The sequence below is a fragment of the Streptomyces sp. JJ38 genome, assembly GCF_019303475.1.
Taxonomy (GTDB): Bacteria; Actinomycetota; Actinomycetes; order Streptomycetales; family Streptomycetaceae; genus Streptomyces.
In genome coordinates, this window is record NZ_JABLSI010000042.1 from 14,486 (window position 1) to 40,418 (window position 25,933).

Consider the following 25,933-nt stretch of genomic DNA (forward strand, 5'->3'; position numbering starts at 1 on the left):
GCCACACATCTGCGGACCGTGCCGCCGACCGGGGGAATCGCCCGCGACCTCACCCGGCGACGCGCGTCCTGCGTTTGCAGTCGCCCCATCCCGGACGCAGAGTTGAAGGAGAGTCGGCCGGCGGCACGGTTCGCTCAGGACCGGCGGAGCGGCGCCAGAGGTGCCTTGGCCCGCGAGGCGAGTGGCGTCACGGACCGCCCCGCCACCGGCCGCCTTGCGGTCTGCCCGTTTCCCGACCGGGAAGGACCCCGCGCGTGTCTGCTCCCGCGGTCACCCGCTTACCACCGTCGCCAAGCGTGTTGCTGGGAGAGCGAAGCAGATGAGCACTGTGGTTTCCCGATCCAAGCGCACCCGTCATCCGCACGACGACGCGCCCGACACGGCCGGTGATCTGGAACGGCTGGCCACCCTGCCGGACGGCCCCGAGCGGGAGCACCTCCAGCAGGAGATCGTCCGGGCCTGGATGCCGATGGCCTACCGCCTCGCCTACCGGTACCGCAACCGCAGCGAGAGCCTGGAGGACCTGCAACAGGTCGCGGCCCTCGGCCTGGTCAAGGCCGTCGACCGCTACGACCCGGCCCGTGGCTGCGCCTTCGAGAGCTACGCGGTACCCACCATCGTCGGCGAGCTGCGGCGGCACTTCCGCGACAACCTCTGGGACCTCCACGTGCCCCGCCGGGTGCAGGAACTGCGCAACAAGGTCCGCGCCAGCCGCCGCGAGCTGGGGCTCACCCTCGACCGGCGCAGCCCCACCGTGGCGCAGATCGCCGAGCACTCAGGCCTGTCGGAGGAGGACGTTCAGCTGGGCATGGAAGCCCTGGAGAGCTACCGCACGCTCTCCCTCGACTCGCCCTATCCGCACGTCGAGGACGCCTTCACCCGCGCCGACACCCTGGGCGACTTCGATGCCGGCTACGACCGCGTCATCTACCGGGAGTCGGTCAAACCCCGGCTGCGCAGGCTGCCCGAACGCGAGCGCCGCATCCTCTACCTGCGGTTCTTCTGCGACATGTCACAGAGCCGCATCGCCGCGGAGGTCGGTATCTCGCAGATGCACGTCTCCCGCCTCATCAGCTCCACCTGCCGGCGCATCCGCCGCGAGGTCGAGGCCGAGACGGCCGCCGTATCCGCCGACGAGGCGCCCACGCCCGCACACGACCGCCACCGGTGATCCGCACCCGCGCGACCCGCGCCGCCGGCCCGGATCACAGCCCCCGCAGCCGGTCCAGCTCGCGCCGGTCCCGCTTGGTCGGCCGTCCGGCGCCGCGGTCCCGTCTGGCCACGGTCGCCACGAACGCCTCCTGCGGTGGGGGAGCGGGAGTGTTGTCCACGTAGCACTCCACGGCCACGGACGCCCCCACGCGCTTGCGCAGAACCCGCTTGACCTCCACGATGCGCTCACGCCCGGCGTGCCACACCCGCACCTCGTCACCCGCGCGCACCGGCTGCGCGGGCTTGGCGCGCTCGCCGTTCACCTTGATGTGCCCCGCGCGGCACGCGGTCGCGGCCATCGAACGTGTCTTGAGCAGCCGGACGGACCACACCCAGCTGTCGACCCGCACGGTCCCCTCGTCTGCTGCACTCATACCCCCGACTCTAGATCCGGCCGCCGACCATCGGGCATAGCCGTCCACAACCACGGGCAGATCATCGCAACGGCCCGACGAGGGCGACGCGACCAAAGGAGCCCCACGATGCCCGCGACGCCGCGGATGCTCGTCATCGGCGCAAACGCCACGGGAGTGTCCGCCGCCTCCCACGCGCGACGCCTGCGCACACCCGAGGAGCTCGAGATCGTCGTCCTCGAACGCGGGGACTTCACCTCCTACTCCTCCTGCGGCATCCCGTACTGGATCGCGGGCGACGTCGAGGACGTCGACGACCTGGTCGTCCGCACCCCGCGCCAGCACCGCGAGCGCGGCCTGGACGTCCGGCTGCGCACCGAGGCCACCGCGCTCGACGCCGAGGCCCGCCGCGTCCGCCTGCGCACCACCGGCTCACCGGCCGGCCCCGGAGCACCGCGGGAGGAGTGGCTCGGATACGACCACCTCGTCCTGGCCACCGGCGCCCGGCCCCTGCGCCCGCCACTGCCCGGCATCGACGCCCCCGGCGTCCACGGCGTACAGACACTCGACGAGGGCCGGGCGCTCCTGCGGGCGCTGGAGCGGGTCGAGTCGGACGTTGCCGCCGGACGGCGGCGGGCCGTCGTCATCGGCGCGGGCTACATCGGCGTGGAGATGGCCGAGGCCCTCCTCCGCCGCGGTTACGACGTCACCGTGCTCGACCAGGCCGAGGAACCCATGACCACCCTCGACCCGGACATGGGACGCCTGGTCCACGAGGCCATGGACGGTATGGGCATCGCCACCGTCACGGGGGCGCGGGTCGCGGCCGTCCGCCTCGGTGAAGGCGGGCGCGCAAGAGCCGTCGTCACCGGCGACGGCACCGCGTACCCGGCCGACGTGGTCGTCCTCGGCCTCGGCGTGCGCCCCGAGACCACCCTGGCCGAGGAGGCCGGACTGCCCCTGGGCGACGCGGGCGGGCTGCTCACCGACCTCGCCCAGCGCGTCCGCGGCCATCACGACATCTGGGCCGGCGGCGACTGCGTGGAGGTCCTCGACCTGGTCGCCGGCCGCACCCGCCACGCCGCCCTCGGCACCCACGCCAACAAGCACGGCCAGATCATCGGAGCCAACATCGGCGGCGGCTACGCCACCTTCCCCGGCGTCGTGGGCACCGCCGTCAGCAAGGTCTGCGACCTGGAGATCGCCCGCACCGGGCTCCTCGAAGCCCAGGCGGCCGACCTCGGACTGCGCTACGTCACCGTGACCGTCGAGGCCACCAGCCGCGCGGGCTACTTCCCCGGAGCCGCCCCCATGCGGGTGAAGATGACGGCAGAGCGCGGCACCGGCCGGCTCCTCGGCGTGCAGATCGTCGGCCGTGAGGGCGCCGGGAAACGCGTCGACGTCGCCGCCGTGGCCCTGACCGCCGGGCTCACCGTCGAGCAGATGACCGCGCTGGACCTCGGCTACGCCCCGCCGTTCAGTCCTGTGTGGGACCCCGTGCTCGTGGCCGCCCGCAAGGCCGCGCGCGCCGTGCGCGCGGCCGTGGACGGCTGACGCCCGCGGAGGGCTGACGCCCACGCTCCACGCCCCGCCGGGCCCACAGGCCCCCCGAGTGGCGGACACACCAACCGGACAACACGTCACACACGGCACCGAACCGTAGAGTTGATAACAGGACAAACGCAATATTCACCGCGTGTCCCGCCGCCGAGCGGCGCCGACCCGGCCAGGGCACAGCCACCGACGTCCCCGTGCCCCAGGACGTGAGGACACCACCCCATGCAGATCGCCTTCCTCCTCCACCACGCCTACGGCATCGGCGGGACGATCCGCACGACGCTCAACTCCGCCCACGCGCTGGCCGCCCACCACGACGTCGAAGTCGTCTCCGTCTTCCGCCACCGCGACCGCCCCGTCTTCGACCCCGGCCCCGGAGTACGCCTGCGCCACCTCGTCGACCTGCGCCCCGGCAGCGACCAGTACGACGGCAACCACGCCGACCACCAGCGCCCCGCCCACCACTACCCCCGCGCCGACGGCCACTACACGCGCTACAGCCATCTGACCGACCGCCGCATCACCGAGTTCCTGCGCACCACCGACGCCGACGTCATCGTCGGCACCCGCCCCGGCCTCAACACCCAGATCGCCCTGCACGCCCCACGCGGCCCCGTCCTCGTCGGACAGGAACACCTCACCCTCTCCTGCCACTCCCGCCGCCTGCGCATGACCCTGCGCGACGCCTACCCGCGGCTGGACGCCCTCACCACCGTCACCCGCACCGACGCCGCCGACTACCGGCGCCGCATGCGGCTGCCCGGCGTCCGCGTCGCAGCCATCCCCAACGGCGTCCCCGAGCCCACCACCGCCCCCGCCGACCCCAGGGCCCGATGGGTCATCGCCGCCGGCCGCCTCGCCCCCGCCAAGCGCTACGACCTCCTCCTGCGCGCCTTCGCCCACGTCGTGGCCGAGCGCCCCGACTGGCGGCTGCGCCTCTACGGTGGCGGACCGCAACGCGACCGGCTCCGCGCCTGCATCGACACCCTGGGCCTCTACAACCACGCCTTCCTCATGGGCCCCGCCCACCCCATCGAATCCGAGTGGATCAAAGGCTCCATCGCCGCCTCCACCTCCAGCCTCGAAGCCTTCGGCATGACCATCGTCGAAGCGATGCGCTGCGGGCTCCCCGTCGTCGCCACCCGCTGCCCCCACGGCCCCGCCGAGATCATCCAGGACGGGGTCGACGGCCGGCTCGTCACCATGAACGATGTCGACGCGATCGCCACGGGCCTGCTGGAACTGATCAACGACGAAGACCGCCGCAGAAGCATGGGCACCGCCGCCCGCGCACACGCCCGCCGCTACGACCCGACCCACGTGGCCGAGCGCTACAGCGACCTGTTCACCGAACTGGCCACCCGCCGAGGCCGCGGCAACCCCCTGGGCACCCTGCGCACCACCCTCCACCGCACCCGCGGAACCCTCCTGGGCACCGCCTTCACCGTCCGCGACACCCTGCGCAAAGCCCATCCCGCACACACCCGAGGACCGGCCGCATGACCCTCCCGCTCGCCACCACCGACGACGCCGGCACCCACCCGAGGCTCCACCCCGCCGCCCCGCCCACGCCACAGGCCGACTGCACCGCCGACCACACCGGCGACATCACCCTCACCCTTCCCGCCGCCAGCGCCGCCCCCGGCTGGGACACCCTCCTCCTGCACCGCCGCGGCGACGACCCCGACGACACCCGGCGCCTGCCCCTCACCCCCGCCGCCGACGGCTCCCGCACCGCCACCCTTCCCCTCGCGCTCCGCCTGGCCGAAGGCCGCTGGGACGCCTACGTCACCCGCTCCGGCACCCGGCGCACCCGGCTGCACCCCGGCGTCAACGACCTGCGCACCCTCGCCGACGACGCCGCCCGCGCCCGGCACACCCGAGGCGCCGTCTGCGTCCCCTACGCCACCAAGTACGGCAACCTCTCCCTGCGTACCTGGCTGCGCTGGCCCCACGCCGAGGCCGGACGCGTCCACCTCACCGAGGACACCGGCACCGTCGAGGGTCTGCTCCTCGGTGCCGACCTCACTGCCACGGCCCGGCTGGAGGCGCGCACCCGCGGCCCCGGTTCCCAGCGGATCACCGTGCCCGTCACCCGCGACGGCAACAGTTTCACCGCCGAACTGCCCTGGCGCGAACTGACCCGCCGGCAGCCGGATGACCGCGAGCACACCGAGTGGGAACTGTGGCTGAGCCCCCACCCCGGCGGCGCCGAGCCCATCCGCCTCGCCCGCATCCTCGACGACGTCCCCGACAAGCGCTCGGTCTATCGCTACCCGCCCGTCCGGACCGGGCCCGGGACCACCGTCGGCTTCGCCTACACCGGCGCGGGCGACCTGTCCGTCGAGGTCCGCACCGCCCCCGGCTGACCCGGTCGACGGCCCCCGCCCCGGCCTGCACCGGACGGCGACCCTACCCCCCGGCCCCGCGCAGCACCCGCACCCGGCTCCGCACCGCCTGCCGCCACCGGTCGAGCCGCGGATGCCGGTCCTGACGCTCCGTCGCACAGCGGTCCAGCTCCTCGGCCAGCCGCAACGCCCGCTTCTCCGTGTCCAGCTCGTCCAGCACCCGGTCGATGTCGGCCAGCAGCGCGCCGTGCAGCTGCCACTGCCGCGGATGCTCCTGCACGGTGGCCAACAGCAGATGAGCCACGTGGTCGCGGCTCGTCCGCGCCGCCGACAGTTCCGTCGCCAAGAAGGCCTCCGCCTCCTCCGCACTCGCGCTGACCTGCGTCGTGATCAGCACCCCGTAGCTCTCCACGGCCCCCGCCAAGTGGGCGAAGAGCTCCCGCAGCGCCCCGGACACCTCGTCGGGGAACAGCTTCTCCTCCGTACGCTGCCTGGCCAGATCGGTGATGCTGCGTGCCGTCACCCGCAGCACCACCGCGCAGATCTCCAGCGTGTCCAGCCCCGTGCGCAGCACGATCCGGGACAACAGCCCCTCCCGCACCCGCGGGTTCAAACGCACGCTCTCCTCCGCCCGGACGAGTGACGCGTCCACCTCCACGACGTCGTGATCCAGCCGTCTGGCCTCGTGCAACCGCTCAGCCGCCCGCTCCACGGGATGGTGGCCGCTGATCTCCTCCCCGAGGTCCAGCAGCAGCCGCCGCATCCGCCCCGCCAGGTCCTCGATCTCCTCCCCGGCCGACTCCACCCACACCGGCGGCAGGAAGACCATGTTGAACAGCAGGCCCACGACGGCACCGATCACCGTCTCCAGGACTCGGCTCAGCGCCAGCTCCGTCGCATGGGAGACGCCCAGCACGAGCATGGCGGAGATCGCGACCTCCGGAACGAACTCGCCCGCGCGGACCACGTGCCCGAGCACCAGCGCCGAGATGATCAGCAGACCCAGACTCCACCAGCTCAGCCCCACCAGCGCGCTGAACCCGACCGCGATCAGCACTCCGGCGACCACGGCGTTGACCCGGCGAATGCCACTGGTGAGGGTCGCGTACAGCGTCACCTGCACCACCAGAAGCGCCGTCAGCGGTGCGAGCAGCGGAGGCGGGCGGGAACCCAGCAACCACAGCGCGGCGACGTAGGCGAGCGTGGCGGCCGTGGCGGAACGCACCGTCTGCACGACCACCGGCTCGTTGCGGCGTTGGACGAACTTCACCATGGGTTCGGGAACGACCTGGGACACGTAGGACCCTCTTCCCGCTCCCGGGCCCCGCCGGAACCGAACCGCGCCCACCAGCACCCGGATGAACCGTTTCGGCCCGGGCGAGGCCACGCTGCGGGAGCTCAGCCCAGGGTCTGCGTCAGCTCGCTGCGCGCCGCGGTGTGCACGATCCGGCCCCGCGCCCCGTTCACGATCGGCAGATACGGGGGAGTGTGCCCGCACTCGACGTCGGCGACGATCGGCACGCCGAGGGTGCCGAGCGCGTCCCGCACGGTGTCGTGCTGGGTGAAGGAGCCGCAGTCCGGAGCCGAGGTCCTGCCGACGAGGACGGCGTTCGCCGCGTCGAAGAAGCCCGCGAGCCGCATCCCGTGCAGGTTCCGGCAGATCGTGAAGGCGTTGTCCTCGGCCGCCTCCACGTAGACGATCAACCCCTCCGGGGCGTTCGCCCGAGCGAAGGCGGCCACGTCCAGATAGCGGGTCCCCGCCAGATTGCACAGCGTCTCGACGCAGCCTCCGATCAGGCGCCCCTCGACCTCCACGTCACCGCGCCCGTCGCCGTCCAGCCTGGTCCAACCGCCGACGGCGTCGAGCGTGTACTCGCGCACCTCGGGGAACGCGGCGAAGTCGTCGAAGCCGCCGGACCGGTAGCGGCCCGCCGGCACCTGCGTGAAGGGCCGGCCCTGCGGCGCGGCGACCACGTCCAGCCACGACACCATGCCCTCGGGCACCGCGTACGGGGTGTCCATGAGGTTGTTCCCGTGTACCGTGGCCGTCCCCGTCAGCGCGGTGAGCGGCGTGATGAGTGTTGCGATGTCGGAGAACCCCACCAGCCAGGTCGGCTCCGCCCGCCCCAGCGCGTCCCAGTCCAGCAGCGGCAGCAGGTCGATCGCCGTCTCCCCGCCCCACGGCGGAACGACGGCCTGGATCGCGGGATCGGTCAGCATCGACATCAGCTCCGCAGCCCGCTCGGACGCGGGCGCGCTGACATGCCCCGAGCCGTCCAGACAGCTCCCGAGCACGACCTCGTACCCCCGCGCCCGGACATCCCGGACCGCCACGTCGAGGCGGGCCCGCAACTGCTTCGGTACCCCACTGGACGGGGCGGTCACACCAACGCGGTCACCCGGACGCAGAGGGCGTGGATAGCGAATCGACATGCGGCGGACTCTGGCACGGCGGCCGACGACCCCACAACCGGGTTATCGCCCCGAACCGGGAGACAGCCGCGCCCGCTGCCGCTCCCAGACCGCCCGGGTGAGCTCGTACGCGACCTCGCCGTGCTCGGAACCCTCGATCGCCTCCGGCCAGTCCCCCCGGAACGCCCGCAGGAAGGTCAGGCCCGCCTTCTCCATGACACGCCGGGACCGGGCGTTGACCGCCATGGTGTTCGCCGTGACCCGCTCCGCTCCGAGCTCGGTGAACCCCACACGGATCAGCGCCCGGGCTCCCTCGGTAGCGTGACCCCTGCCCCATGCGGCCCGGTTCAACCGGTAGCCGAGCTCGACCGCGCCGGGGGCGGCCGCGCCGAGCGGGCGGAACTCGAACCAGCCCAGGAACCCGCCCCCGCCCCGCTCCTCGGCGGCCAGGTAGCCGCGCCCGAAGCCCGGGTGATGCCGCATCAGCCGCGGCAGCTCCCGGTCCCGGACCTCCGACCGGTTCGCCGGCCGGCCGCCGTTGATGAACCGCATGACGCCGGGGTCGTCGTGCAGCGCGAAGAGGCCGTCGGCGTCGGCGTCGGTGAACGGCCGCAGCACGAGCCGCTCGGTCTCCAGGAACATCAGCATGCCGGGATCGTCACCCCCTCGGTCCGCCCCCGCAAGGTTTCCGCCGCCGCGTCGGCCACCTTCGTCGCTGCGGCCCGGGCGCGAAAGGCCGGGGGGATGTGGGTTTCCTCGCGATGCTGGTGCTGGCTCACGCCGCAAGCGCTCAGGCCGGCAGGCTGCGAGGGTCGGGACGGTCGCTCGCCTCCGCCTCCGCCTCTGCCTCCCGCGAGCGCTTCCGCTCCGGGAGCGGCTTCGTCGGAGGTGTCCGTCGGCGGTGGGCGTCGCGGGCGACCGCGAGCAGGGCATGGACGCGGTCGGTGAAGTCGGCGTCGGGCAGCGGCAGCTCGACGTCGTCGTCGATGAAGCTGACGGCGGCCGGGACGTAGTCGAGAACGGACAGGACGGTATGGGTGAAGGAACGTTCCTGGCGGAGCCGCTGCAGCACGCGCAGCGCGATGGCGCGCTCGAGTTCGGTGTGCTCCTCGTTCATCGGGGGCCGGGCGAGGTCGGACTGGCGGTACCACCAGCGCGCCTCGACGTCCTCGCCCTGGGCCTGGTGGTGGAGGTAGAGGCAGTAGGCGGCGGGCTGGTCCCCGGCGCCGGCCGCGTACTGCCACCAGAAGCGGGCGCTGTCCTCGGCTCCCGTGAGGTGCAGGATGCCGCCCAGGACGGTGGCTCCGTGGGGCTCGGGCACGCAGCGGGCGAGGAAGTCGAGCAGATGGGCCAGCGCGTCGGGCCTGTTGAGGATGACCTCGCACATGGTGTTCAGGTCGGCCCCGTACTGCTCGGGCGTGCGCCCCGAGGCGGCCGGGATGGGACGGCGCGCGGGCAGGGCGGGGCGGTCGCTGAGCACGTCGCAGGGCGTGAGGCGGGCGGCGACGCGAACGGCGAGGCGCTCTTCGGCCGCGTCCAGGTCGGACTCGGTGTAGGGGGCTGTCGGCGCGAGCTGTGCCTTGGCCAGCAGCTGTTCGACGTGGCAGGTCATGGAGTCTGCTCCCTTTCCGGGGTGAGCGCGCCCTTCAGGCGGCGCAGGGCGTTGCGCTGGGTGGAGCGGACGGTGGCGGGGGCGATGCCCATGTACTCCGCGATGGCGGCGACCGGGTAGCACTCGTAGTAGTAGAGGATGATCACGTCGCGTTGGCGTTCGGGGAGGGCGGCGACGGCTTCGGCCAGCGCCAGACTCTCCTCCAGCTCGCCGATCGGGTCGACAGCAGTGCGCAGGGCGAGCGTCTCGAAGGCGAGGTTGTCGTACAGAAGGGTCCGGTCCAGGGTGTGGCCGCGGGCCTTGATGCGGTCCTTGATGCGGTTGCGCAGGATCGACCAGGCGTACGCGGCGGGACTGGCCATCGAGAGGATCTTGGGCCAGGACAGGGCGATCTGCTCGAACGCGAGGTCGACGACTTCCTCGGCGTCGGCCCGGTTGTTGAGCTCGCGTTCGGCCCGGCGCACGAAAGCGGGGCGGCGTTGGCGGTGGAAGGCGACCAGGTCCAGGGACAACTGTGTCATCGCGGGCGTTCCGCTGGGCTGTTCTTCGCTCACTGCTGCCCTCCCGTCCGCTCGCGATGAAGTTCGGTGACGCCCGCGCGCACCCCGGCCGCGGCCGCACGGCGCAGCAGCCCGATGGCGTCGCGGCCGAAGGCGCGCAGGATCAGTGCCGCCACTGCCAGGTCTCTCGCGAGTTCGTAGGTCACGGCCTTCAGGTCCTTCCTCTGTTGATCGAATGAGGTCCCCCAAAGCCTCGGAAGCGCACGGGTGTGCGTCTCTGACCGGAAGGCTTCGGCGGGGACCGTTTCGTGCAACGGGGGTTCGAGAAAATACCTGGTGTGACTCATTTGTGACCCGGCAAGTGCCGTAGCGACAAAGCGACTTGAAGATAGCGACGCCGCTACGGGAGACGCCGGTCCCGGCCCGTGTCAGCCTTCCGGGGGATTCGGTGGCCCCCGGGGGCGCCGATGACCTGCTGGACGGCGCGTGCACGCTCATCTACATGTTCATGAAGTGGCTGCGCGGAGCCTACGAGCACCACGACAGGGACGTCATCGCCGAGGTGGTTCCCGACCTGGTGGAAACGACGCGCATGATGCCCAGGAGTATCGGCCCCGAGACCATCCCCACCATGGCCGGCCTTCTCGTCGCCGCGGGAACCGGGCTGAGCCCCAGCCTGTGGCGCCAGCAGTTCGGGCACTGGACCCGGGACGGACTGACGCTCCTGGAAGCCACCGCCTTCCTCCTCGCGGACCGCGTCAACCGCCTCACCGGAGACCCCCGACTTCGCCACCCGCCTGACCTCGGACGCGCTGTCCGCGACGGCCCGGGACTGACCCTTCCGCGCGTCCCGCTTGCCGGAGCCCGGGAGGGCGGAATCGCCCCCCGGGGTCCGGCTGCCCCCGGCCTACCCGTCCCTCGGCGGTCGGCCCTGACCGTGCGGGCTCACGGGCCTGGCATGATCGGAGGATGTCAGAACGCATGATCGCGGCCTGTGACGGGGCCGCCAAGACCAATCCCGGGCCCGCGGGGTGGGCCTGGGTACTGGCGGACGCCGCCGGGGCCCCACAGCGCTGGGAGGCGGGCCCGCTCGGCCGGACCACGAACAACGTGGCCGAGCTCACCGCGCTCGCCGAGTTGCTGGAGGCAACCGACCCGGCCGTGCCGCTGGAGATCCGGATGGACTCCCAGTACGCCATGAACGCGGTGACGAAGTGGATCGCCGGCTGGAAGCGCAACGGCTGGCAGACGGCGTCGAAGAAACCCGTGGCCAACAAGGACCTGGTCGTCCGTATCGATGCCCTGCTCGGCGACCGTGACGTGATGTTCAAGCACGTCTACGCCCACCAGGTCGACGGCGACCCCCTCAACGCCATCGCCGACTCGGCGGCCAGCACCGCCGCGACCCGCCAGGAGAGCGCCGGCACCGGGCAGGGCGCCACCGGCTTCCCGCGGCCAAGCCCCGAAACGGAGGACAAGCCGCGGGCGGCCCGCTCGCGCAAGGCAGCGACTGGACGAGCTCCACGCGGCGGCTCGACCGCTGTGATCAAGGCCAAGTTCCCCGGCCGCTGCGGCCACTGCCAGTCCCGCTACGCAGCGGGGGAGAAGATCACCAAGCTCCCGGCCGGCTGGGGTCACCCGTCCTGCCGCGACGCCTCTCAGGCCCCGTCGTCACCAGGAGGCCCTGCTCGCGACATCCCCAGCTAACGCTGTGAGGCGCCCCCAGGCGCGGCACCTCACACCCCGGTCGAAGTCGCCCGAGGCGCCCGGTGCGAGGACGATCCTCGCCCTTGCCACGCCACCCGCACCCGACTTCCCCTGACCAACCTCGTGACCCCAGCTCGCTGACGGGACGCCCCTTCGACGACAGGACCGAGCGAGAGCCGGCCATCGCCGGGCCGGTGCTCAGCCGTCCCTGTCCCGGGGAGCGCGATCTCCGGCGGGGCATGTTCCGGCACGTGGTTCCGAGCACCTAGCCTGTGGAGCGTGTCCTCTCGTCTGCCACCTCGTCTCGCCGCGATCGTCAGGGCTTTGCCCTTTCGGGAGGACTCACGCGTGCTGGAGATCGGGTGCGGCCCCGGGGCGGCAGCCCGCGCCGTCGCCGAGCAGCTCACGACGGGTCACATCCTGGCCATCGACAGATCCGCGGCCGCGATCACCCAGGCGAAGCGTTCCTCAGACCACGAGATCGCCTCGGGCCGTATGAGCGTCCGCGAGGTCGCTGCGGAGGAGTTCGTCCTGGAACCTGGTGAGAAGCCGTTCGACGTCGTGTTCGCCATCCGCGTCGGTGCCCTCGACGGTCGCCACCCGAAGAGGGGGGAAGCGGCGCTGCGGCGCATCGCCGAGGCGACCACGCCGGACGCCCGGCTGTTCGTCGACGGCGGGGACCCCCTTCGGGAAGTGCCGATTCCCCGTTACCGGTGACCGGCCGTCTCTGGTTGTGGTGACGGGCGGGATCCTTGTCACGGTGTTCGGGAACCGTTGCCGGAAACCGGGACGACTGCCGACCCTGGGGAGCCCGGAGCCGGACACGCGGTCGACCCTCGGAGACCGGCTGGGGGCCGACCCTGATGTGATCACACCGGCTGTCCAAGATCATCACTGCTCTGAACGGGAGTCACAGGGCACCGTAGGGTGGGGGCATGACGCTGCAGCTTGTTCAGGTGAACTTCAAGGCCCGGGACGAATCGGCGCTCGGCGCGTTCTGGGCCGAGGCGCTCGGTTGGGGTCTGTCCAGCGAAGGGCCCGGAGTCACGAACCTGGAGCCCGTGGGCTTTGACTGGCCGGACCCCTCCGCCGTGTGTGTCGACCTCGTGCGCGTACCGGACCCGGAGGCGGTGAAGTGTCGCGTGCACATCGAGCTCGCCACGACGTCAGAGGCCCACCAGGCCGGTTTGGTGGCACGCTTGCAGGAACTCGGGGCGACGATCGCCGATGTGGGCCGGGACAACGACGTGCCGTGGACGGTGATGGCCGATCCGGAGGGCAACGTGTTCAGCGTCCTGGAGCCCCGGGAGCTCTACCGGGACACCGGGCCGGTAGCCGCCGTGGTCGTCGCCTGTGCGGACCCACGGGCCATGGTCCGGTTCTGGGGTGAAGCCATCGACTGGACCGTCCACGAGCTGACCGACGACCGTGCCTTGCTGCGCTCCGTCGAGGGCGTCGGGCCGTACCTGGAGTTCCGCCGCACGCCGGACGACGAGGCCGTGCGGACCCGCGTCCATCTCGACGTGATGTCCAGCCCTGTCGAGGATCAGGCGAAGGAGGTCGCCCGGCTCGAAGGCCTCGGCGCGACACGGCGGGACGTGGGCCAGGGTGACGTCTCCTGGGTCGTCCTGGCCGATCCGGAGGGCAACGAGTTCTGCGTCCTGGGCCGGGGCTGACGCGGAGCTTGGTCCGTTCCCCGAACCGTCGCCTGGGGTGCGGTTCGCAGGAGGTGCCGTCGCGGAACGTGGCCACGCCCTCTCCCACGGGGTCGTCGCGATGAGCGCCGCGGCCCAGCGGCCGGCCGAACGGCGGCACCCGGCCGCTCCATGACGGGCCGTCATCCGCGGTCTCGCGCCGGTGTCCGGCCCTGACCGCCGGGGGACCATGCCGTGAGCGGCGAGTTGAGAGCGGCCGTGACGGCGGGAGCGTGGGGGCCGCGTAGCACCGTGGGCTGGTCGTCGGCTGGACGTGGTGGTCACGTCGGGTGGGTGGTGGGTGGGCGGAGTCCGGTCAGGAGTTGGTCGAGTGCTTGTTCTGCGGCGTGTGGGTTGCCGCCTTGTGCGATCCACAGGGCGGCTTCGTTCATGGCGCCGGAGAGGAGCTGGGTGAGGGGTTCTCTGGGCAGGCGGGTGATGGCCCCGTTGGCGCTGAGTGCGGCGAGGGCTTGCTGGAGGTGGCGGGCGGAGGACTGCTCGTCCAGGGCTCGCCACTCGTCCCAGCCGAGCACGGTGGGCGCGTCGACCAGCAGGATGTTCCGGACGGCGGGGTCGGTTCCCGCGGCGAGGAAGGCACGGCATCCGGCTCGCAGCTGTTCCCAGAGGTCCTCGTGCTGCTCGGCCGCGCTCGCCACGCGCTGGCCCAGCTCCTGCTGGACCTCGGCCACGACGGCCCGGAAGAGTCCCGCCTTGCTCTGGAAGTGGTGGTAGGCGGCTCCCTTGGTGACACCGGCGGCCTGTGCGACATCGGCCAGGGCCACGTGGTGATACCCGTCTGCGGCGAACCGTCGTCGCCCTTCATCCAGCAGCGCCCGGCGTGTCGCAGCCCGCTGTTGTGCCCGGTTGGCCGTCATCCGGTCGCACCGCCCTCTCCGTTTCGCATACCCAGGGTATGTTAACGTCGTGCTTCACATACTCAGGGTATGTGAAATGGGCGGAAGGACCCTGCCGTGACGAACGGACCCATGACCAGACTCGACGGCTTCTACCCCGTGCTCGCCACCCGTGACGTGGCCACCGCCCGGGACTTCTACACCCGGCACCTCGGCTTCGAGGTGACCTTCGAGACCGACTGGTACGTGAGCCTGCGACGCCCCGACGCACCGCAGTACGAGCTGGCGCTGCTGGACCACCTCCACCCCACCGTCCCCGAGGGCCACCGGACCGCACTCGGCGGCGGGCTGCTGCTGAACTTCGAGGTGGAGGACGTGGACGCCGAGCACCGGCGGCTCGTGACGGGGGCCGGCCTGCGCGAGGTGCTGCCGCTGCGCACCGAGGAGTTCGGCCAGCGCCACTTCATCGTCTCCGCCCCCGACGGCGTGTTGATCGATGTCATCACCGTCACCGCCCCCACCGAGGAATACGCTGCCCACTACACGGGCACCGCACAGGCGCAGTGACGCGCGATACGAGGTTCCGGGCCGTCACCCGGCGACGCGCTGCGAGACCTGCCCGTGGTGGGTGAGGCGGCACCCGGGGCATGTGGGTCGGCCCCGCCCTTGAGAGTGCGTGGTGCTGCGCCGGAGCCAGGAGGAGCCCGAGATCACGACCCTGTCCCAGGGTCCGGAGCATGCCGGTCGAGGGCGACGGTCGGAAGGATGACGGGGACGGCTTCGGCGTCGAGCGGGGGCGTCTGGGGGCCGGACCGGAAACCGGCCCGCGGTGCCCCCCCGGGCGGTTGTTCGACGTCAGCGAGGACGGCGACGGCCATGTTCCGTACGGGAAGCCCAGTACTGAAAGGCGCACCTTCAGACGTGCTGCGCTGAGAACCCCGCCTGGGCGGGGACCGGCACATCGACGGTGGCTGGGACAGCAAGGCGGTTGGATCACTCCGCGACCGATGATCCGGGGTGCGGGGCGGTTCGGCCGAAGCCCTGGCCAGGGGACGACGAGTTGTGAGCGGTGGACGCTGAGCCGCGAAGAACCCTAAATGCGTCGACAACGCCCCTCGGCACCCGGCACAGTGGCCACCCGTGACGAGCAGTGAACTGTGGACCCGCGCGACCGCCGACCGCTATGACGCCGAGGAGGTCGAAGTGTCCTCGGCTGCCGTTCTCGGACCGACCCTCGCCTTCCTCGCCGAGCTCGCCGGAGACGGCCGGGCGCTGGAGTTCGCCATCGGAACCGGACGGGTGGGCGTCCCGCTCCGGGAACACGGCGTGCCGGTGGTGGGCATCGAACTGTCCGAGCACATGGCAGCGGTGCTGCGCCGCAAGGTCGACGAGGGCACCCTCCCGGTAGTCATCGGGGACATGGCCACCACCGCCGTTCCCGGCGGGTTCACCCTGGTCTACCTCGTCTACAACACCATCACCAACCTGCTCACGCAGAACGAGCAGGTCGAGTGCTTCCGCAACGCCGCACGGCATCTGGAGCCCGGCGGCCGGTTCGTCATCGAGCTGGGTGTGCCGCCGCTGCGGCTCCTGCCGCCTGGCCAGGTCGCGGTGCCGTTCGACGTCTCTCAGCAGCATCTCGGCTTCGACACCTTCGACCTGGTCGAGCAGATCCTCGTCTCGCACCACTTCACCCGCGACGGCGACGACGGCCACTACCGCCGCGAAAACTCCCGGCACCGGTACGCCTGGCCGGCGGAGCTCGACCTGATGGCACGGATCGCCGGGCTCGAGCTGGAACGTCGCGTCGGAGACTGGGACGGGTCTCCGTTCACCCAGGACTCCGCGAAGCACGTCTCAGTGTGGCGCAAGCCGGCCTGAGGTTGGCCACCGGCCATCAACGTTGGCCATGCCTGTCCTGAACTTCCTGCTCCCAGGCGACCCCGGTGTGCAGGACGAACAGCATGCCCTGGAACACCAGCCGGTCAGGATGCCGCTTTCGCCCGGGGTGCCGGGGCAGAGGTTGCTCCGATCGACAACGAGGTCACGCCCGGTGGGGCAGGCTCGACCGCGCGCAAGTCACCTGTCCGACGAGATGAAGGTCGCAGCGAGACGAAGGTCGTGACGAGATGGCCGGTGGCGGTCTCGTCCTACCGAGGGGCCGGGGCCACGCCACTGCTCAAGTCTTTCGATGCGCTGCCTGGCCATGTCGCGCGGTCTGTAGGAGCCGGAGTCGAAGGCCGACGGTCTGCCGCCGCGGCAGCCAGGGGCGTTCGCGGTTCGGCGGCCCGGTCCACTGGCTGCGGGACCACTGCCCAGGTCCCGCGCCGGCGAGGATGGGACCCAACCGAGTGGGACGACCAACGATGGTCGGCCGGGACCACCTCCGGCGTAACCATGGACCGCCCGGTCCTCAGGGACATCCATGTGCGGCCATGATGTGCGTGAACGCCGGTGTGCACCTGCCCCGTGCCGGTCACGGGGTTGTTCCGGGGCGCTGTGGCTGGGCGGTGAGGCGGTCGAGGCGGGTGCGGTGGGCCGGTGTCAGCGGGAGGTCGGCGGCGGCGAGGTTCTCCTCGAGGTGGCTGATCCGGCTGGTGCCCGGGATGGGGAGGATGACGGGGGAGTGGTGCAGGAGCCAGGCGAGGGCCACCTGCGCCGGGGCGGCGTCGAGCTCGGCCGCGACGGCGGCGACCACTGCCTGGGCGCCGGAAGCCCGGGGGTCCACGGGCCGCCAGGGCAGGAAGGCGATGCCCGCTGCCTCACAGGCTGCGAGTACCGGCTCGTGCTGGCGGTCGAGGAGGTTGTAGCGGTTTTGGACGCTCGCGATGTCGACGCTCTCGCGCGCCATGGCGAGCTCCTCGGCGGTGACCTCGGACAGGCCGATGTGGCCGACCTTGCCCTCCGCCCTGAGGTCGCTCAGAGCGCCGAGCTGCTCGGCGAGCGGGGTGTTCGGATCGACGCGGTGCAGTTGGAGCAGCTCGATCCGTTCCACGCGCAGACGGCTCAGCGCGGCCTCGACCTGGACGCGCAAGGAGGCGGGCCGTGCGTCGTGCGCCCACTGGCCCCGCTCGTCCCGCACGACGCCGACCTTCGTCGTGAGGAGAAGGCCGTCTGGGTAGGGGTGCAGGGCCTCGGCGAGGATTTCCTCGTTGGCCCCCCAGCCGTACAGGTGGGCGGTGTCGATGAGCGTGACGCCGAGCTCGACGGCGCGCCGGGCGACGGCGAGTGCGTTCGCCCGGGCGGGCCCGGGCCCGCCGCCCAGGTGCATGGCCCCGAATCCGAGCCGCCCGACTTCCAGCTCGCCGCCGATGTGGAACGTGGTCGGTGTCATGTGCAGCCTTCCCCCGTTGGTCAAGGCGCAACGCTAGCAGGGAAGTTGTGCGTGACCGGGGAGGGGAGGGAGACCGCGGGCCGGGCTCCGCATGATGAGCGTCGGTCAGCGCGTCGCGGGCGGTCGGCCGCTTCTCGCTTGCCCGGGTGCCGGTGTGGCAGGTCCGCAGAGCACCAGGAAGCCCACCCCGTCCGCCTCCAGCCGCTCCACCCGCTCCCAGCCGACGTCGGCCACGGCACCCTCTGGACGGCAGCGTGCTCCTCGCGGGCCTGGGCTATCGCACTGTCAGCGAAGTCGACGGCATTCACGGTGTAGCCGAGGGAAGCGAGGCATGCGGCCAGCGCTCCGGCGCCGCACCCCACGTCGAGCGCCCGAACCCGGACCTCGGGGACGGCGGCGTCCTCGGCGAGCAGTTGCCGATCGCGCTCACCGCCCCCGGAAGTTCCTTCCGTCGCTGTCGTGCTTCTCCCACACCCCGCGGGTGGTGTTCGTCAACGTGCTGCTCCTCCGGTGGAGCGGGTGTGGTCAGCGGTGGGCATGGCAGCCTTCAGGCGCGTTAGGCATGATCTCGGTCGGGGGAGCCCGAGGGGATCTCGCCCTCGGGCTACCCGACCATCAGGTCTGACTGAAGGCGCGTCGGTAGGCGCCGGGCGTGGTACCCAGATGCGCCCGGAAGCGTCGGCGCAGGTTGACTGCCGAGGTGAGTCCGACGCGGGTGGCGATGGCTTCGACCGGCAGGTCGGTCTGCTCCAGCAATACCCGTGCTGCGTCGATGCGTTGGCTGAGCAGCCAGTGTCCGGGGCTGGTGCCGAGCTGTTCGGTGAAGCGCCGGGCGAGCGTCCGGCTGGACAGTCCGGCGTGTTCGGCGAGCCGGTCGAGCGTGAGTCGGGTGTCGAGCCGGGAGGTGGCCCACTCCAACAGTGACGCCAGTGACTCGTCCGCCTTGGCTGGTGCGGGCTGTGCTGCGTACTGGAGTTGGCTGCCTTCCCGGTGTGGCGGCAGGACCATGTTGCGAGCGATCTGGGTGGCGTAGGCCGCACCGTGGTCGGAACGTACGAGGTGCAGGCACAAGTCGATGCCCGCGCCGGTTCCAGCGCTGGTCGCCACGTCGCCGTGGTCCACGAAGAGCACGTCTTGGTCCAACTGCACCTCAGGGAAGGCGGCGGCGAGCCGGGCGGTATCGCGCCAGTGGGTGGTGGCGCGGCGGCCGTCGAGCAGTCCGGCTTGGGCGAGGACGAAGGCCCCCGTACAGATGGCGACAATCCTCGCCCCGCGCCGGTGGGCGGCCCGCAGCGCCGCGGTGACGGCAGGTGGCACCGGTGCGCCCGGCGGCTGCCAGCCGGGGACGACCACGGTGTCCGCTTGCTTCAGGGCCTCAAGGCCGGTGTCGACGAGCATCGCGTAGCCGGCGGTGGTCTGCACAGGGCCGGGGTGCTCGGCGCAGATACGGAAGCTGTATCGGGGCGGCTCGTCCTGCGGGACGCTGCCGAAGACCTCGGTGGCACAGGCGAGTTCAAAGGGCGACTGCGGCGGGTTGACCAAGGCCACCACCCGATGAGGACGCATGGCAAGATTGTACCCTCAGGTGTCTTTCTAGACTCTCGGCCGGACGGCCCGCACAGGACACAGTGGGCCCATGAGCGAAACCACCGAAACGACAGTGCTGAGGACCGCGGTCCAGGTCGACGGCGAGCCAGCCAGCTACTTGACCGCAGGACGGCAGGACGCCCCGCCCGTGCTGATGCTGCACGGCACGTACTGGAGCCGAGTCTGGCTCCCCGTCCTCGACCACCTCGCCGACGCGGGCCTTCGGCCCCTCGCGGTCGACCTCCCCGGCCTGGGCCGCTCAGGAGGCCAACTCACCCCGGAAACGGCCACGGTTCCAGCGCTCGCCGACTGGGTGACGCGTTTTGCCTCCGCGCTGAACCTCTCGGGACCCATCGCCCTGGCGGGCCACGACATCGGCGGCGCCATCGCCCAGCACCTCCTTGCCCACAACCGGCTTGACCTGTCCGGGTTCGCCTTGGTCAACTCGGTCCTCTATGACTCCTGGCCCGCGCCCCACGTGGCTCAATTCCGGGACTCGGACACGGGCGAGGGCGTGCTCGCCGCCCGACGGCAGGCGATTGCGAGGGTGCTGTCCGGTGTCGCCGCTGAGTCGTTGATCGCGGACTACGCGGATCCGTGGACTGATGAGCGAGTGCGCCGCTCCTGGATGGCCCTGGCGGGCGCGGCCGACAACCGTTACACCCTCGACCTCGTTCCCGCGCTGCGGAGGTCCATCGTGCCCAAGCTGCTGATCTGGGGCGAGGACGATCTCCACGAGAAGGTGGCGTACGCCGAGCGGTTCGCCGCCGAGATGCCCCACACCACGCTGCTCCGTATCCCGAATGCGGATCACATCCCCACCGAGAACGCCCCCGGCCAGATCGGCCGCGCGCTCGCCGACTTCTTCACGACGTAGGGACAGTACGGCCGTTCAGCTTTGATGCCGTTGACCAGCTGATACGACGGGCCCGGCCGGAGGACGGTCGGGCCCTCCAACGTGTTGTGGAGCTCTGGCTATCTCACCCTGCCTATGAGTTCTCGATTCGGATCACGCGCCGGAGGCTCGCTCGGGCGGCGACGAGGTCGTCGTTGGTCTCGGCGAGTCTCCGCTCACGTTCCCGTTTCTCGTGTTGCCGCTGGATGAGCTGGCTGTGCAGCTCTTGATTTTGCGCGGTCAGTTCACGGATCCGGTCCGTCAGGTCGGTTGCCTGCACTTGGCCGAGTTGTCGGCCGAGCTGGCGCTGCAGGGCTTCCTTGAGTTCGCTGACCTGGCCGCGGAGCCGTTGGTTGTCGGTGCGAAGAACCTCCAGGTCGGTGCGCCTACTCATGGCGCTGCCCGGCGGCAGGGACTCGCCGCCTCTGGCTGCGGTGCGGTCCGGCTGGGTGCGAGCTGCTTCGATGTGCTCCCGGACGCCGAGGGCGTGGACGAGCCAGGTCGAGACGCCCGCCGCCTTGGCGACCGCGGTCAAGGTGACCCGATCGCCATGGGCGAGCAGCTGATCGAGGGTGTGCAGGACGCGGGCACGTTTGTCGCGGCTGTCCTTGTGTCGGGCTTGGCGCAGCACCTCCCCGGGGGGTCGCGGGATGGTCACGAGGCGCCCTGACCACGGTTGATGACGGTCAGTGGGAGCAGTGTGTGGTCGTCGGCGGCGCGGGCTTTGCGTAGGATCCGTGCGGCTTCTTCGATTTCGGCCTGCTGGTCATTGGGGAGTTCCGCGAGCTGTTTGTGCATCTTCTCGGCGACTTCGGTGTGGGCGTCGATCTGGTCCGTGAGGTTGCGGGTGACGAAATCAGCTGTGTCGAGTGCGTCGGCGGTCTCGCGGTCGGTGCGCAGCTGGTGGATGTGTTCCTTCGACGGCGGGCAGGTAGGACGGGTCAGGGCGGTAGAAGCCGCAGCCGACGCACTGGAATCGCAGCGGGCAGCTCTTCCCGCCGGCTTTGATGGTGGTCGGTTCGGTGCAGTTGCCATACGGCAGCTGCACCACATCGCGGTCGATGCCCGCACGGATCCAGCGCGTGGCCGCGGAGTGTCGCAGCATGTGCGGGCGAGCCTCAAACCCCACCCTCCGCGCAAGCCGGTCGAACATGTCCCTCGCGGCCACATACGTCACCGGCTGGCCTCGACGTCCCGCATACAGATTCACGAACACGCCGTCGCCGTCCATCTCGGCTGGCAACTGCGCGGCTCGCTCATGCAGGTACTCCGCATACCCGTCGACCAGGTCCTCGGTCACCAAAATCCACCGCGAGAAACGCGACTTGGCCAGCGCCCCGTTCGCGTTCAGCCTGCGCCGCACGTGCACGTGCGGTCCTGCCACCTGGCAGCCAAGCATTTCGGAGTTCGACAGCAGGTGCATGTCCTGTCGGTGCAACCCCAACGCCTCACCGATCCGCATCCCGGTGCAGGCCAGCAGGGACACCAAGAAGCGGTCCCGGACCCGAACGGCGGCCGCCGGAAGCTGCTCGATCTGCTCGTCGGACAACCACTGCGGACCTTCCGCCGAGGCGGAGTACTTCAGCATCCGTGCCCGGATGTTGCGGAACTGGCCCTGTTCTCCTGGGGCGAATCCTGGTGGCAGACATGCCAGATACCGCGGCTCCGTCAACGAAGCGCAGCCGGCCCCCGTACAGCTCACGCTCGGCATCCGGGATTCCGTCCGTGACGTCGGCCTTCGGCGGGTTCTCCGCTGTGTCGCTGCCTCGTTCGCCTCGCGTCAGTGTGTTCCCCCTCGTCGATAGGGAGGACGGCATGGGCGAACAGGACAACGGTGACCCAGCCGGGCCCACGAGGTACAGCGGCGGAGTCGGTGCCCGTCGAGCCCGGCCTGGAAGGTCTCCTCCGCCCGCCACCGCGATCCGGCGACGCGGACCCCGCGTGGCCCGGGCACCACCCCCATCACCGCGGCACCCTCCACCTCCAGCAACCTGTCGTCCCTCTCCAGCGACCCCGCGACGTCCTCACCCACCGCCAGATCCACCACCACCGTCGTCGAGCCCGCGGGCCTCGGCCACAGCTCCCTGTTCAGCCAGGCCCAGGGCAGCCCCTCGTACCCGGACCGAGCCCGTCCCCTGGGCGAGGTAGGGCTCGCCGCACCACCGGTCCAGCGCCACCCGCCCCATCACCCCACCAGCAACGGCCCGCCATGCCCGGCCGCTCTCCGCAGCGCCACCCGCGCCTCCTCCGGTTCCAGCGGCGCAGCCAGCTCCACCACCGGCTCTTCACCGCCCGAGCCCAGCAGCGTGGTTGCGGGAAGCCCTGCCAGCGCCGCCGCGCCGCCGCGCGAGCCTTCACCCGCGACAGCGGCGCGTAACGGGAGCGGCGGTCACGATCCGGCCGATCTCGACGGCGCGCCCACCTCTTGACGGATGTCGTCTGCGCGGACAGGTCAGGGCCCACGGGGCCTTCGGCCCCAGACCGTCGCCCTCGGGTGCGCCGCGCTGAGCGGCCTGTTCGGCTCGGTGCGGTGTCCGGTCCCCGTCGGCAGCGCCCCTGCGGGGCATATTCCGCAAGCGAGTTACCGGCCAGGGTCCGTTTGGCGCCTTTCCTTCACTTGTCGCCAGGAAATCCCTCTGTGTGGATAGTGTCACCTATCGCACCCAGCAGCACTCCGGAATGCCGAGTGTCCCTTCGAGAACCGAGGTGATCGCTATGCACGGATTGAAGCTCGCAGGCTGTCTCGCCGCAGCCGCCGCCGCAGCCGTCGTCGCAGCGGGTCCGGCCCAGGCGCTGACCGACTCCCCCTCCTCCGCCATCACGGCCCGGGTGGGCGCCACTGCTGACATCCCGCCAGGGCTCTCCCCCGCCGGAGCCCTGGGCATCCACTGCGGTACGCCGAGCCTCAACGACGACGGATACCAGTGGTACTACGAGGTCTCCTGCTCCGTGTGGGGCGGCACCACGTGGTCGGCGCACATCAGCTGCTCCGACGGCAGCACCCGTACGTCGGGGCCCCACTCCTCCTTCAGGAACGTCCAGGTCTACTGCCCGCCGAACACCACGGCGATCAAAGGCTGGGTGAGCTACTCCGGCTGACGCCTGGGGATCGGCGCGGTCGGCGGGGCTCGTCCCCGGCTGACCGTGCCGGTCGCCCGTCCCCGAGGACGGGGCAGAGGCGGAGGTCAGGCTGCCACCACCCCGCGCGCCGCAGCAATCTCCGGGTTATGGCCTGTCATGTCACGATCATCCCCGATTCCGCAGCGCACCTGCCGCCCGAGGCGCGCTGCGGACAACTATCTTGCCTCGCCTCATCAGGAACTCGCCGGTGCCACAGTCCTGGGACCCTTCAGGCGTTCCAGCCGATGGAGGAGACGTAGGCGTAGGAGTCGTAGTCGCTGCCGAGCTCGGTGATGACCTCGTCCCACACGGTGTCCAGCGTCTCGGCGTCATCAGCGAGCCAGGCGTCGACGGCTGTGTCCCAGTGGCGGGGGCGGACGGTCAGGCGGCGGACTGACAGGTCGCGGCGGTGTTTGGGGTCGACGCGGGTCTGGTCGACGGGGTCGATCTCGATACGGGTGCCTCCCCGTGAGGTGAGGCGGCGTTTGAGGTCGGCGGCCACGTTGTGGCGGCGCAGGTCCCAGTAGGCGGCGTCCAGGCGCTGCTGGTTGGCGCGGTTGGGCAGGCGTTCCTCGGCCAGCCAGGCCATGAGCGTGCGCGGGGTCACCGAGATCCCGGCGCGCTCTATGGCGGCGTATCCGGCTGCCGAGGCGGTGAGGTAGCGCAGACGCGCGGCGATACCGCGTTCGCTGTCGGCGGGGGAGGAGATGCCGGTGACCATCCGCTCGATCCCGGCGCCCAGGGCGTCGGCGCCGGGGATGCCGTGTGCGTTGTAGTGGCCGAAGTCCATCCACCGCCCGGCCATCAGCGGCCCCCACCAACAGCAGCGGCCCGGTAGGTGACCGGGGCCCCGTCACGGTCGGTCTTCACCTTCATCTCCGCCAGCCCCCGCCCCTCGGCCCAGGTCTGCCGCCAGTTACCGGCCACGTGCAACTCGTCGGTACCCAGCGCACACATCACCGTCAGCCCGGCCTGGTGCGCCTTGAACGCGCGGCCCCACAGGTTGGCGAAGGCCTGCGAGCGGATCAGGTGCATCCAGTCCGGCCGGGCGATCTCCCGGTTGTGGGAGGACTCACCCAGGGTCGAGACGAACTTGGAGTACATCGCCTTCACATAGGCGGCGGTGACGTCGTCCCCCTCCTCCAGCGCGTCCGCGCGGGCGGCGGCCAGGAGCTGGCGCAGGCTGTCGAGGAAGACCTCGGTTCCCGTGCTGGTCCAGGACTCGTGGATGACCGGCGCCTCCACCAGCCGGTGCTTGGGCCCGGCAAGCCGCAGCAGCAGCCGCAGCGTCGGCTCACTCACCCACACCGGCCCCGCCTCCTCCCGGTCCCCCATGGGGGACGGCAGATACGGGTGCTCCCAGGCGGGTGGGGTGATCAGGTGCACCCCGGCCCGCTTGCGGTCATGCTCCCCGCCCACGGTGTGCTCGAGTTTCCCGATCGGCAGCCACGTCTTCAACGCCGACAAATACGCCGCATTCACATCCAGCGCCGTCACAGCGACGTCACCGTCAGGGTGACGGCGGTAGCCCGGGTGCCGCCAGGACGGACGGGCCTCCCACACCAGATCCGGATCCGTCTTCGAGGGCTTACGCAGGATGTCCGGCAACGCCGGATAGGCCGTGTACTCATACCGCGCCTGCACCCGCGTCCGCGCGAACAAGCTCATCACATCGGGGATCGCCCGCTTCACCAGCGCCCCGGCCGCCGCATCCGCATCACCCCCGGCCCTCGCCAACTCCCGCTCCACGGCCTGCGCGATCACACCCCGCAGCTCGGCCTGCACCTCATCGGCCGAACTGGACCGGCGCCGCGCCTGCTGCCGGGCATGCCCGGCCCGCGCCTGCCGCGCCGCCGCACTCTCCACTGGCGCTGCCTGCCGGGCGCCGGGGGCGGCCTGCGGCTCCACGGCGGTGTGCGCCTCCTGAGTCGGGGCCGGGACCGGGTGAATCTGCGCGAGCCCTTCCAGCAGCCGCAGGTACTTCCCCCGCGACGGCGAAGAGGGCATCCCGCCGGCCTCCCAGTTCGCCACCGTCTGCCGCCCAACCCCCACAGCCCGCGCCACCTGCTCCAGCGACAGCCCCGCCGCCTTCCGCAACCGCACCCGCTCCGCCGGGTCGTCAAACGCTGCCGCCAGCTTGGCCTCCGCCAGTAGCGCGGCTACTCCGTCTCCTTCGAGCTCACGGGTCATGACGCCAGAATAACCGAGTATTGGCCTTGCATTCGTCAGTAAACGCTCGTTCAAATGGACAAGTTGTGGACGACTTGCGTCTCACCAACCCGCGGGCTGGTGGGGGCAAGAGCAGGGTGGCTCAGGAGAGGCCGAGCTCGGCGAGGGTCTCGCGACGGGTGGGGGTGAGCTTGGCCCGGCGGGTCTTGGTGCTGCTCAGAAACATCCCCAGCCGCGTCGTGACCGGCACGCCGTCTGGGCGTGGGGAGCGCCGTCGCCTCCGGCCGGATGGAGGACTTCCTCGTGCCCGCGTGGGACCTTCAGGTTCCCTCACGGGCGAGGTGCTGCCTGTCAGCCCGCTGGCACGGGCCTCGACCACCGCTTGACCGTCTTCGGGTCGTGCCCCGTCAAGCCGGCCGCCGACCAAGCCGTCTCGGCCGGGTCGTACGCCTCAACAATCTCCATGATCTCTCTGTCGGGCTTCGTCACAGGACCTCTGCGGCCGGTAGCTGGCTGCTTCGCAAACACCAGCAAACCAGACAGGGGGTCTTTGTCGTATGAGGAAGCGATCATGAGCGC

28 protein-coding genes and 1 pseudogene are annotated in these 25,933 nt (G+C 71.2%); 12 read left to right on the forward strand and 17 right to left on the reverse strand.

The window, feature by feature from the left end:
- Window positions 1-319: 319 nt before the first annotated feature.
- Window positions 320-1,171, forward strand: a complete 852-nt coding sequence (locus HPT28_RS20825; RefSeq protein ID WP_219092696.1) for a SigB/SigF/SigG family RNA polymerase sigma factor — start codon at window positions 320-322, stop codon at window positions 1,169-1,171.
- A gap of 34 nt (window positions 1,172-1,205) precedes the next feature.
- Here HPT28_RS20825 and HPT28_RS20830 read toward each other — a convergent pair whose 3' ends face one another.
- A complete protein-coding gene (locus HPT28_RS20830; protein WP_219092697.1) occupies window positions 1,206-1,586 on the reverse strand; it encodes an RNA-binding S4 domain-containing protein in 381 nt (126 codons plus the stop codon).
- 108 nt (window positions 1,587-1,694) lie between these two features.
- Between HPT28_RS20830 and HPT28_RS20835 the strand changes: the two genes are divergently transcribed.
- From HPT28_RS20835 to HPT28_RS20845, 3 genes are all read left to right on the forward strand, one after another.
- Window positions 1,695-3,119 carry an FAD-dependent oxidoreductase gene (locus HPT28_RS20835; protein WP_219092698.1) on the forward strand — a complete coding sequence of 475 codons (1,425 nt, stop codon included), beginning with the start codon at window positions 1,695-1,697 and terminating at the stop codon, window positions 3,117-3,119.
- A gap of 225 nt (window positions 3,120-3,344) precedes the next feature.
- On the forward strand, window positions 3,345-4,625 hold the full coding sequence (locus HPT28_RS20840) for a glycosyltransferase family 4 protein (RefSeq protein WP_219092699.1): 1,281 nt from the start codon (window positions 3,345-3,347) through the stop codon (window positions 4,623-4,625).
- A complete protein-coding gene (locus tag HPT28_RS20845; protein WP_219092700.1) occupies window positions 4,622-5,491 on the forward strand; it encodes a hypothetical protein in 870 nt (289 codons plus the stop codon). The genes HPT28_RS20840 and HPT28_RS20845 overlap by 4 nt, the downstream gene beginning before the upstream one ends.
- A gap of 43 nt (window positions 5,492-5,534) precedes the next feature.
- Here HPT28_RS20845 and HPT28_RS20850 read toward each other — a convergent pair whose 3' ends face one another.
- The 6 genes from HPT28_RS20850 to HPT28_RS20875 all read right to left on the reverse strand — a co-directional run bounded on the left by HPT28_RS20850 (window position 5,535) and on the right by HPT28_RS20875 (window position 10,200).
- Window positions 5,535-6,743: an aromatic acid exporter family protein gene (locus HPT28_RS20850; RefSeq protein WP_219092739.1), complete on the reverse strand. Its 1,209-nt coding sequence runs from the start codon at window positions 6,741-6,743 to the stop codon at window positions 5,535-5,537.
- A gap of 125 nt (window positions 6,744-6,868) precedes the next feature.
- The gene (locus HPT28_RS20855) at window positions 6,869-7,903 is read right to left on the reverse strand and encodes a S66 peptidase family protein (RefSeq protein WP_219092701.1); all 1,035 of its coding nucleotides are present in this window, start codon (window positions 7,901-7,903) and stop codon (window positions 6,869-6,871) included.
- A 42-nt stretch (window positions 7,904-7,945) separates the two neighbouring features.
- Entirely contained in the window at window positions 7,946-8,530 is a 585-nt protein-coding gene (locus tag HPT28_RS20860; RefSeq protein ID WP_219092702.1) for a GNAT family N-acetyltransferase, read from the reverse strand.
- Between the two features lie 142 nt (window positions 8,531-8,672).
- Window positions 8,673-9,494 (reverse strand): hypothetical protein, encoded by an 822-nt coding sequence (locus tag HPT28_RS20865; protein WP_219092703.1) that lies wholly within the window; start codon window positions 9,492-9,494, stop codon window positions 8,673-8,675.
- Window positions 9,491-10,015: a sigma-70 family RNA polymerase sigma factor gene (locus HPT28_RS20870; protein WP_219092704.1), complete on the reverse strand. Its 525-nt coding sequence runs from the start codon at window positions 10,013-10,015 to the stop codon at window positions 9,491-9,493. Before HPT28_RS20870 ends, HPT28_RS20865 begins: the two co-directional genes overlap by 4 nt.
- 29 nt (window positions 10,016-10,044) lie before the next feature.
- Window positions 10,045-10,200, reverse strand: a complete 156-nt coding sequence (locus HPT28_RS20875) for a hypothetical protein (protein WP_219092705.1) — start codon at window positions 10,198-10,200, stop codon at window positions 10,045-10,047.
- Window positions 10,201-10,439: 239 nt separating this feature from the next.
- Here HPT28_RS20875 and HPT28_RS20880 point away from each other — a divergent pair.
- From HPT28_RS20880 to HPT28_RS20895, 4 genes and pseudogenes are all read left to right on the forward strand, one after another.
- Window positions 10,440-10,830 (forward strand): annotated as a pseudogene (locus tag HPT28_RS20880) (hypothetical protein); the annotation flags it as partial.
- A 133-nt stretch (window positions 10,831-10,963) separates the two neighbouring features.
- Window positions 10,964-11,701: a ribonuclease H gene (locus HPT28_RS20885; protein ID WP_257579026.1), complete on the forward strand. Its 738-nt coding sequence runs from the start codon at window positions 10,964-10,966 to the stop codon at window positions 11,699-11,701.
- A 279-nt stretch (window positions 11,702-11,980) separates the two neighbouring features.
- Entirely contained in the window at window positions 11,981-12,418 is a 438-nt protein-coding gene (locus HPT28_RS20890) for a class I SAM-dependent methyltransferase (protein WP_308119408.1), read from the forward strand.
- Window positions 12,419-12,636: 218 nt separating this feature from the next.
- Window positions 12,637-13,377, forward strand: coding sequence for a VOC family protein (locus HPT28_RS20895; protein ID WP_219092707.1), 741 nt, complete (start codon window positions 12,637-12,639; stop codon window positions 13,375-13,377).
- 299 nt (window positions 13,378-13,676) lie between these two features.
- Here HPT28_RS20895 and HPT28_RS20900 read toward each other — a convergent pair whose 3' ends face one another.
- Entirely contained in the window at window positions 13,677-14,270 is a 594-nt protein-coding gene (locus HPT28_RS20900; protein WP_219092708.1) for a TetR/AcrR family transcriptional regulator, read from the reverse strand.
- Window positions 14,271-14,381: 111 nt separating this feature from the next.
- On the opposite strand from HPT28_RS20900, the gene HPT28_RS20905 reads away from it, so the two are divergent.
- On the forward strand, window positions 14,382-14,816 hold the full coding sequence (locus tag HPT28_RS20905) for a VOC family protein (protein WP_219092709.1): 435 nt from the start codon (window positions 14,382-14,384) through the stop codon (window positions 14,814-14,816).
- A gap of 573 nt (window positions 14,817-15,389) precedes the next feature.
- On the forward strand, window positions 15,390-16,130 hold the full coding sequence (locus HPT28_RS20910) for a class I SAM-dependent methyltransferase (RefSeq protein WP_219092710.1): 741 nt from the start codon (window positions 15,390-15,392) through the stop codon (window positions 16,128-16,130).
- A 595-nt stretch (window positions 16,131-16,725) separates the two neighbouring features.
- Here HPT28_RS20910 and HPT28_RS20915 read toward each other — a convergent pair.
- From HPT28_RS20915 to HPT28_RS20925, 3 genes are all read right to left on the reverse strand, one after another.
- The gene (locus HPT28_RS20915; protein ID WP_219092711.1) at window positions 16,726-17,583 is read right to left on the reverse strand and encodes an aldo/keto reductase; all 858 of its coding nucleotides are present in this window, start codon (window positions 17,581-17,583) and stop codon (window positions 16,726-16,728) included.
- Between the two features lie 20 nt (window positions 17,584-17,603).
- Window positions 17,604-17,945 (reverse strand): methyltransferase domain-containing protein, encoded by a 342-nt coding sequence (locus HPT28_RS27145; protein WP_308119409.1) that lies wholly within the window; start codon window positions 17,943-17,945, stop codon window positions 17,604-17,606.
- Between the two features lie 253 nt (window positions 17,946-18,198).
- On the reverse strand, window positions 18,199-19,149 hold the full coding sequence (locus HPT28_RS20925; protein ID WP_219092712.1) for a GlxA family transcriptional regulator: 951 nt from the start codon (window positions 19,147-19,149) through the stop codon (window positions 18,199-18,201).
- A 70-nt stretch (window positions 19,150-19,219) separates the two neighbouring features.
- Here HPT28_RS20925 and HPT28_RS20930 point away from each other — a divergent pair, with 70 nt between their 5' ends.
- The gene (locus HPT28_RS20930; protein WP_219092713.1) at window positions 19,220-20,047 is read left to right on the forward strand and encodes an alpha/beta fold hydrolase; all 828 of its coding nucleotides are present in this window, start codon (window positions 19,220-19,222) and stop codon (window positions 20,045-20,047) included.
- A gap of 112 nt (window positions 20,048-20,159) precedes the next feature.
- Here the strand turns inward: HPT28_RS20930 and HPT28_RS20935 are convergent, their stop codons facing one another.
- The 3 genes from HPT28_RS20935 to HPT28_RS20945 are packed head-to-tail and all read right to left on the reverse strand — an operon-like array spanning window position 20,160 to window position 21,653.
- Window positions 20,160-20,723 (reverse strand): DUF6262 family protein, encoded by a 564-nt coding sequence (locus HPT28_RS20935; protein WP_219092714.1) that lies wholly within the window; start codon window positions 20,721-20,723, stop codon window positions 20,160-20,162.
- Complete coding sequence (locus HPT28_RS20940; protein WP_219092715.1) at window positions 20,720-20,863, reverse strand: hypothetical protein; 144 nt, start codon at window positions 20,861-20,863, stop codon at window positions 20,720-20,722. Before HPT28_RS20940 ends, HPT28_RS20935 begins: the two co-directional genes overlap by 4 nt.
- Window positions 20,864-20,921: 58 nt before the next feature.
- The gene (locus tag HPT28_RS20945) at window positions 20,922-21,653 is read right to left on the reverse strand and encodes a tyrosine-type recombinase/integrase (RefSeq protein ID WP_257579027.1); all 732 of its coding nucleotides are present in this window, start codon (window positions 21,651-21,653) and stop codon (window positions 20,922-20,924) included.
- Between the two features lie 1,127 nt (window positions 21,654-22,780).
- Here HPT28_RS20945 and HPT28_RS20950 point away from each other — a divergent pair.
- Window positions 22,781-23,164: a hypothetical protein gene (locus tag HPT28_RS20950; protein WP_257579028.1), complete on the forward strand. Its 384-nt coding sequence runs from the start codon at window positions 22,781-22,783 to the stop codon at window positions 23,162-23,164.
- 250 nt (window positions 23,165-23,414) lie between these two features.
- Here the strand turns inward: HPT28_RS20950 and HPT28_RS20955 are convergent, their stop codons facing one another.
- The 3 genes from HPT28_RS20955 to HPT28_RS20965 all read right to left on the reverse strand — a co-directional run bounded on the left by HPT28_RS20955 (window position 23,415) and on the right by HPT28_RS20965 (window position 25,604).
- Window positions 23,415-23,990: a transcriptional regulator gene (locus HPT28_RS20955; protein WP_219092717.1), complete on the reverse strand. Its 576-nt coding sequence runs from the start codon at window positions 23,988-23,990 to the stop codon at window positions 23,415-23,417.
- Window positions 23,990-25,375, reverse strand: a complete 1,386-nt coding sequence (locus HPT28_RS20960) for a helix-turn-helix domain-containing protein (RefSeq protein WP_219092718.1) — start codon at window positions 25,373-25,375, stop codon at window positions 23,990-23,992. Before HPT28_RS20960 ends, HPT28_RS20955 begins: the two co-directional genes overlap by 1 nt.
- Before the next feature lie 121 nt (window positions 25,376-25,496).
- Window positions 25,497-25,604 (reverse strand): helicase, encoded by a 108-nt coding sequence (locus tag HPT28_RS20965; RefSeq protein WP_308119411.1) that lies wholly within the window; start codon window positions 25,602-25,604, stop codon window positions 25,497-25,499.
- Between the last annotated feature and the right edge of the window lie 329 nt (window positions 25,605-25,933).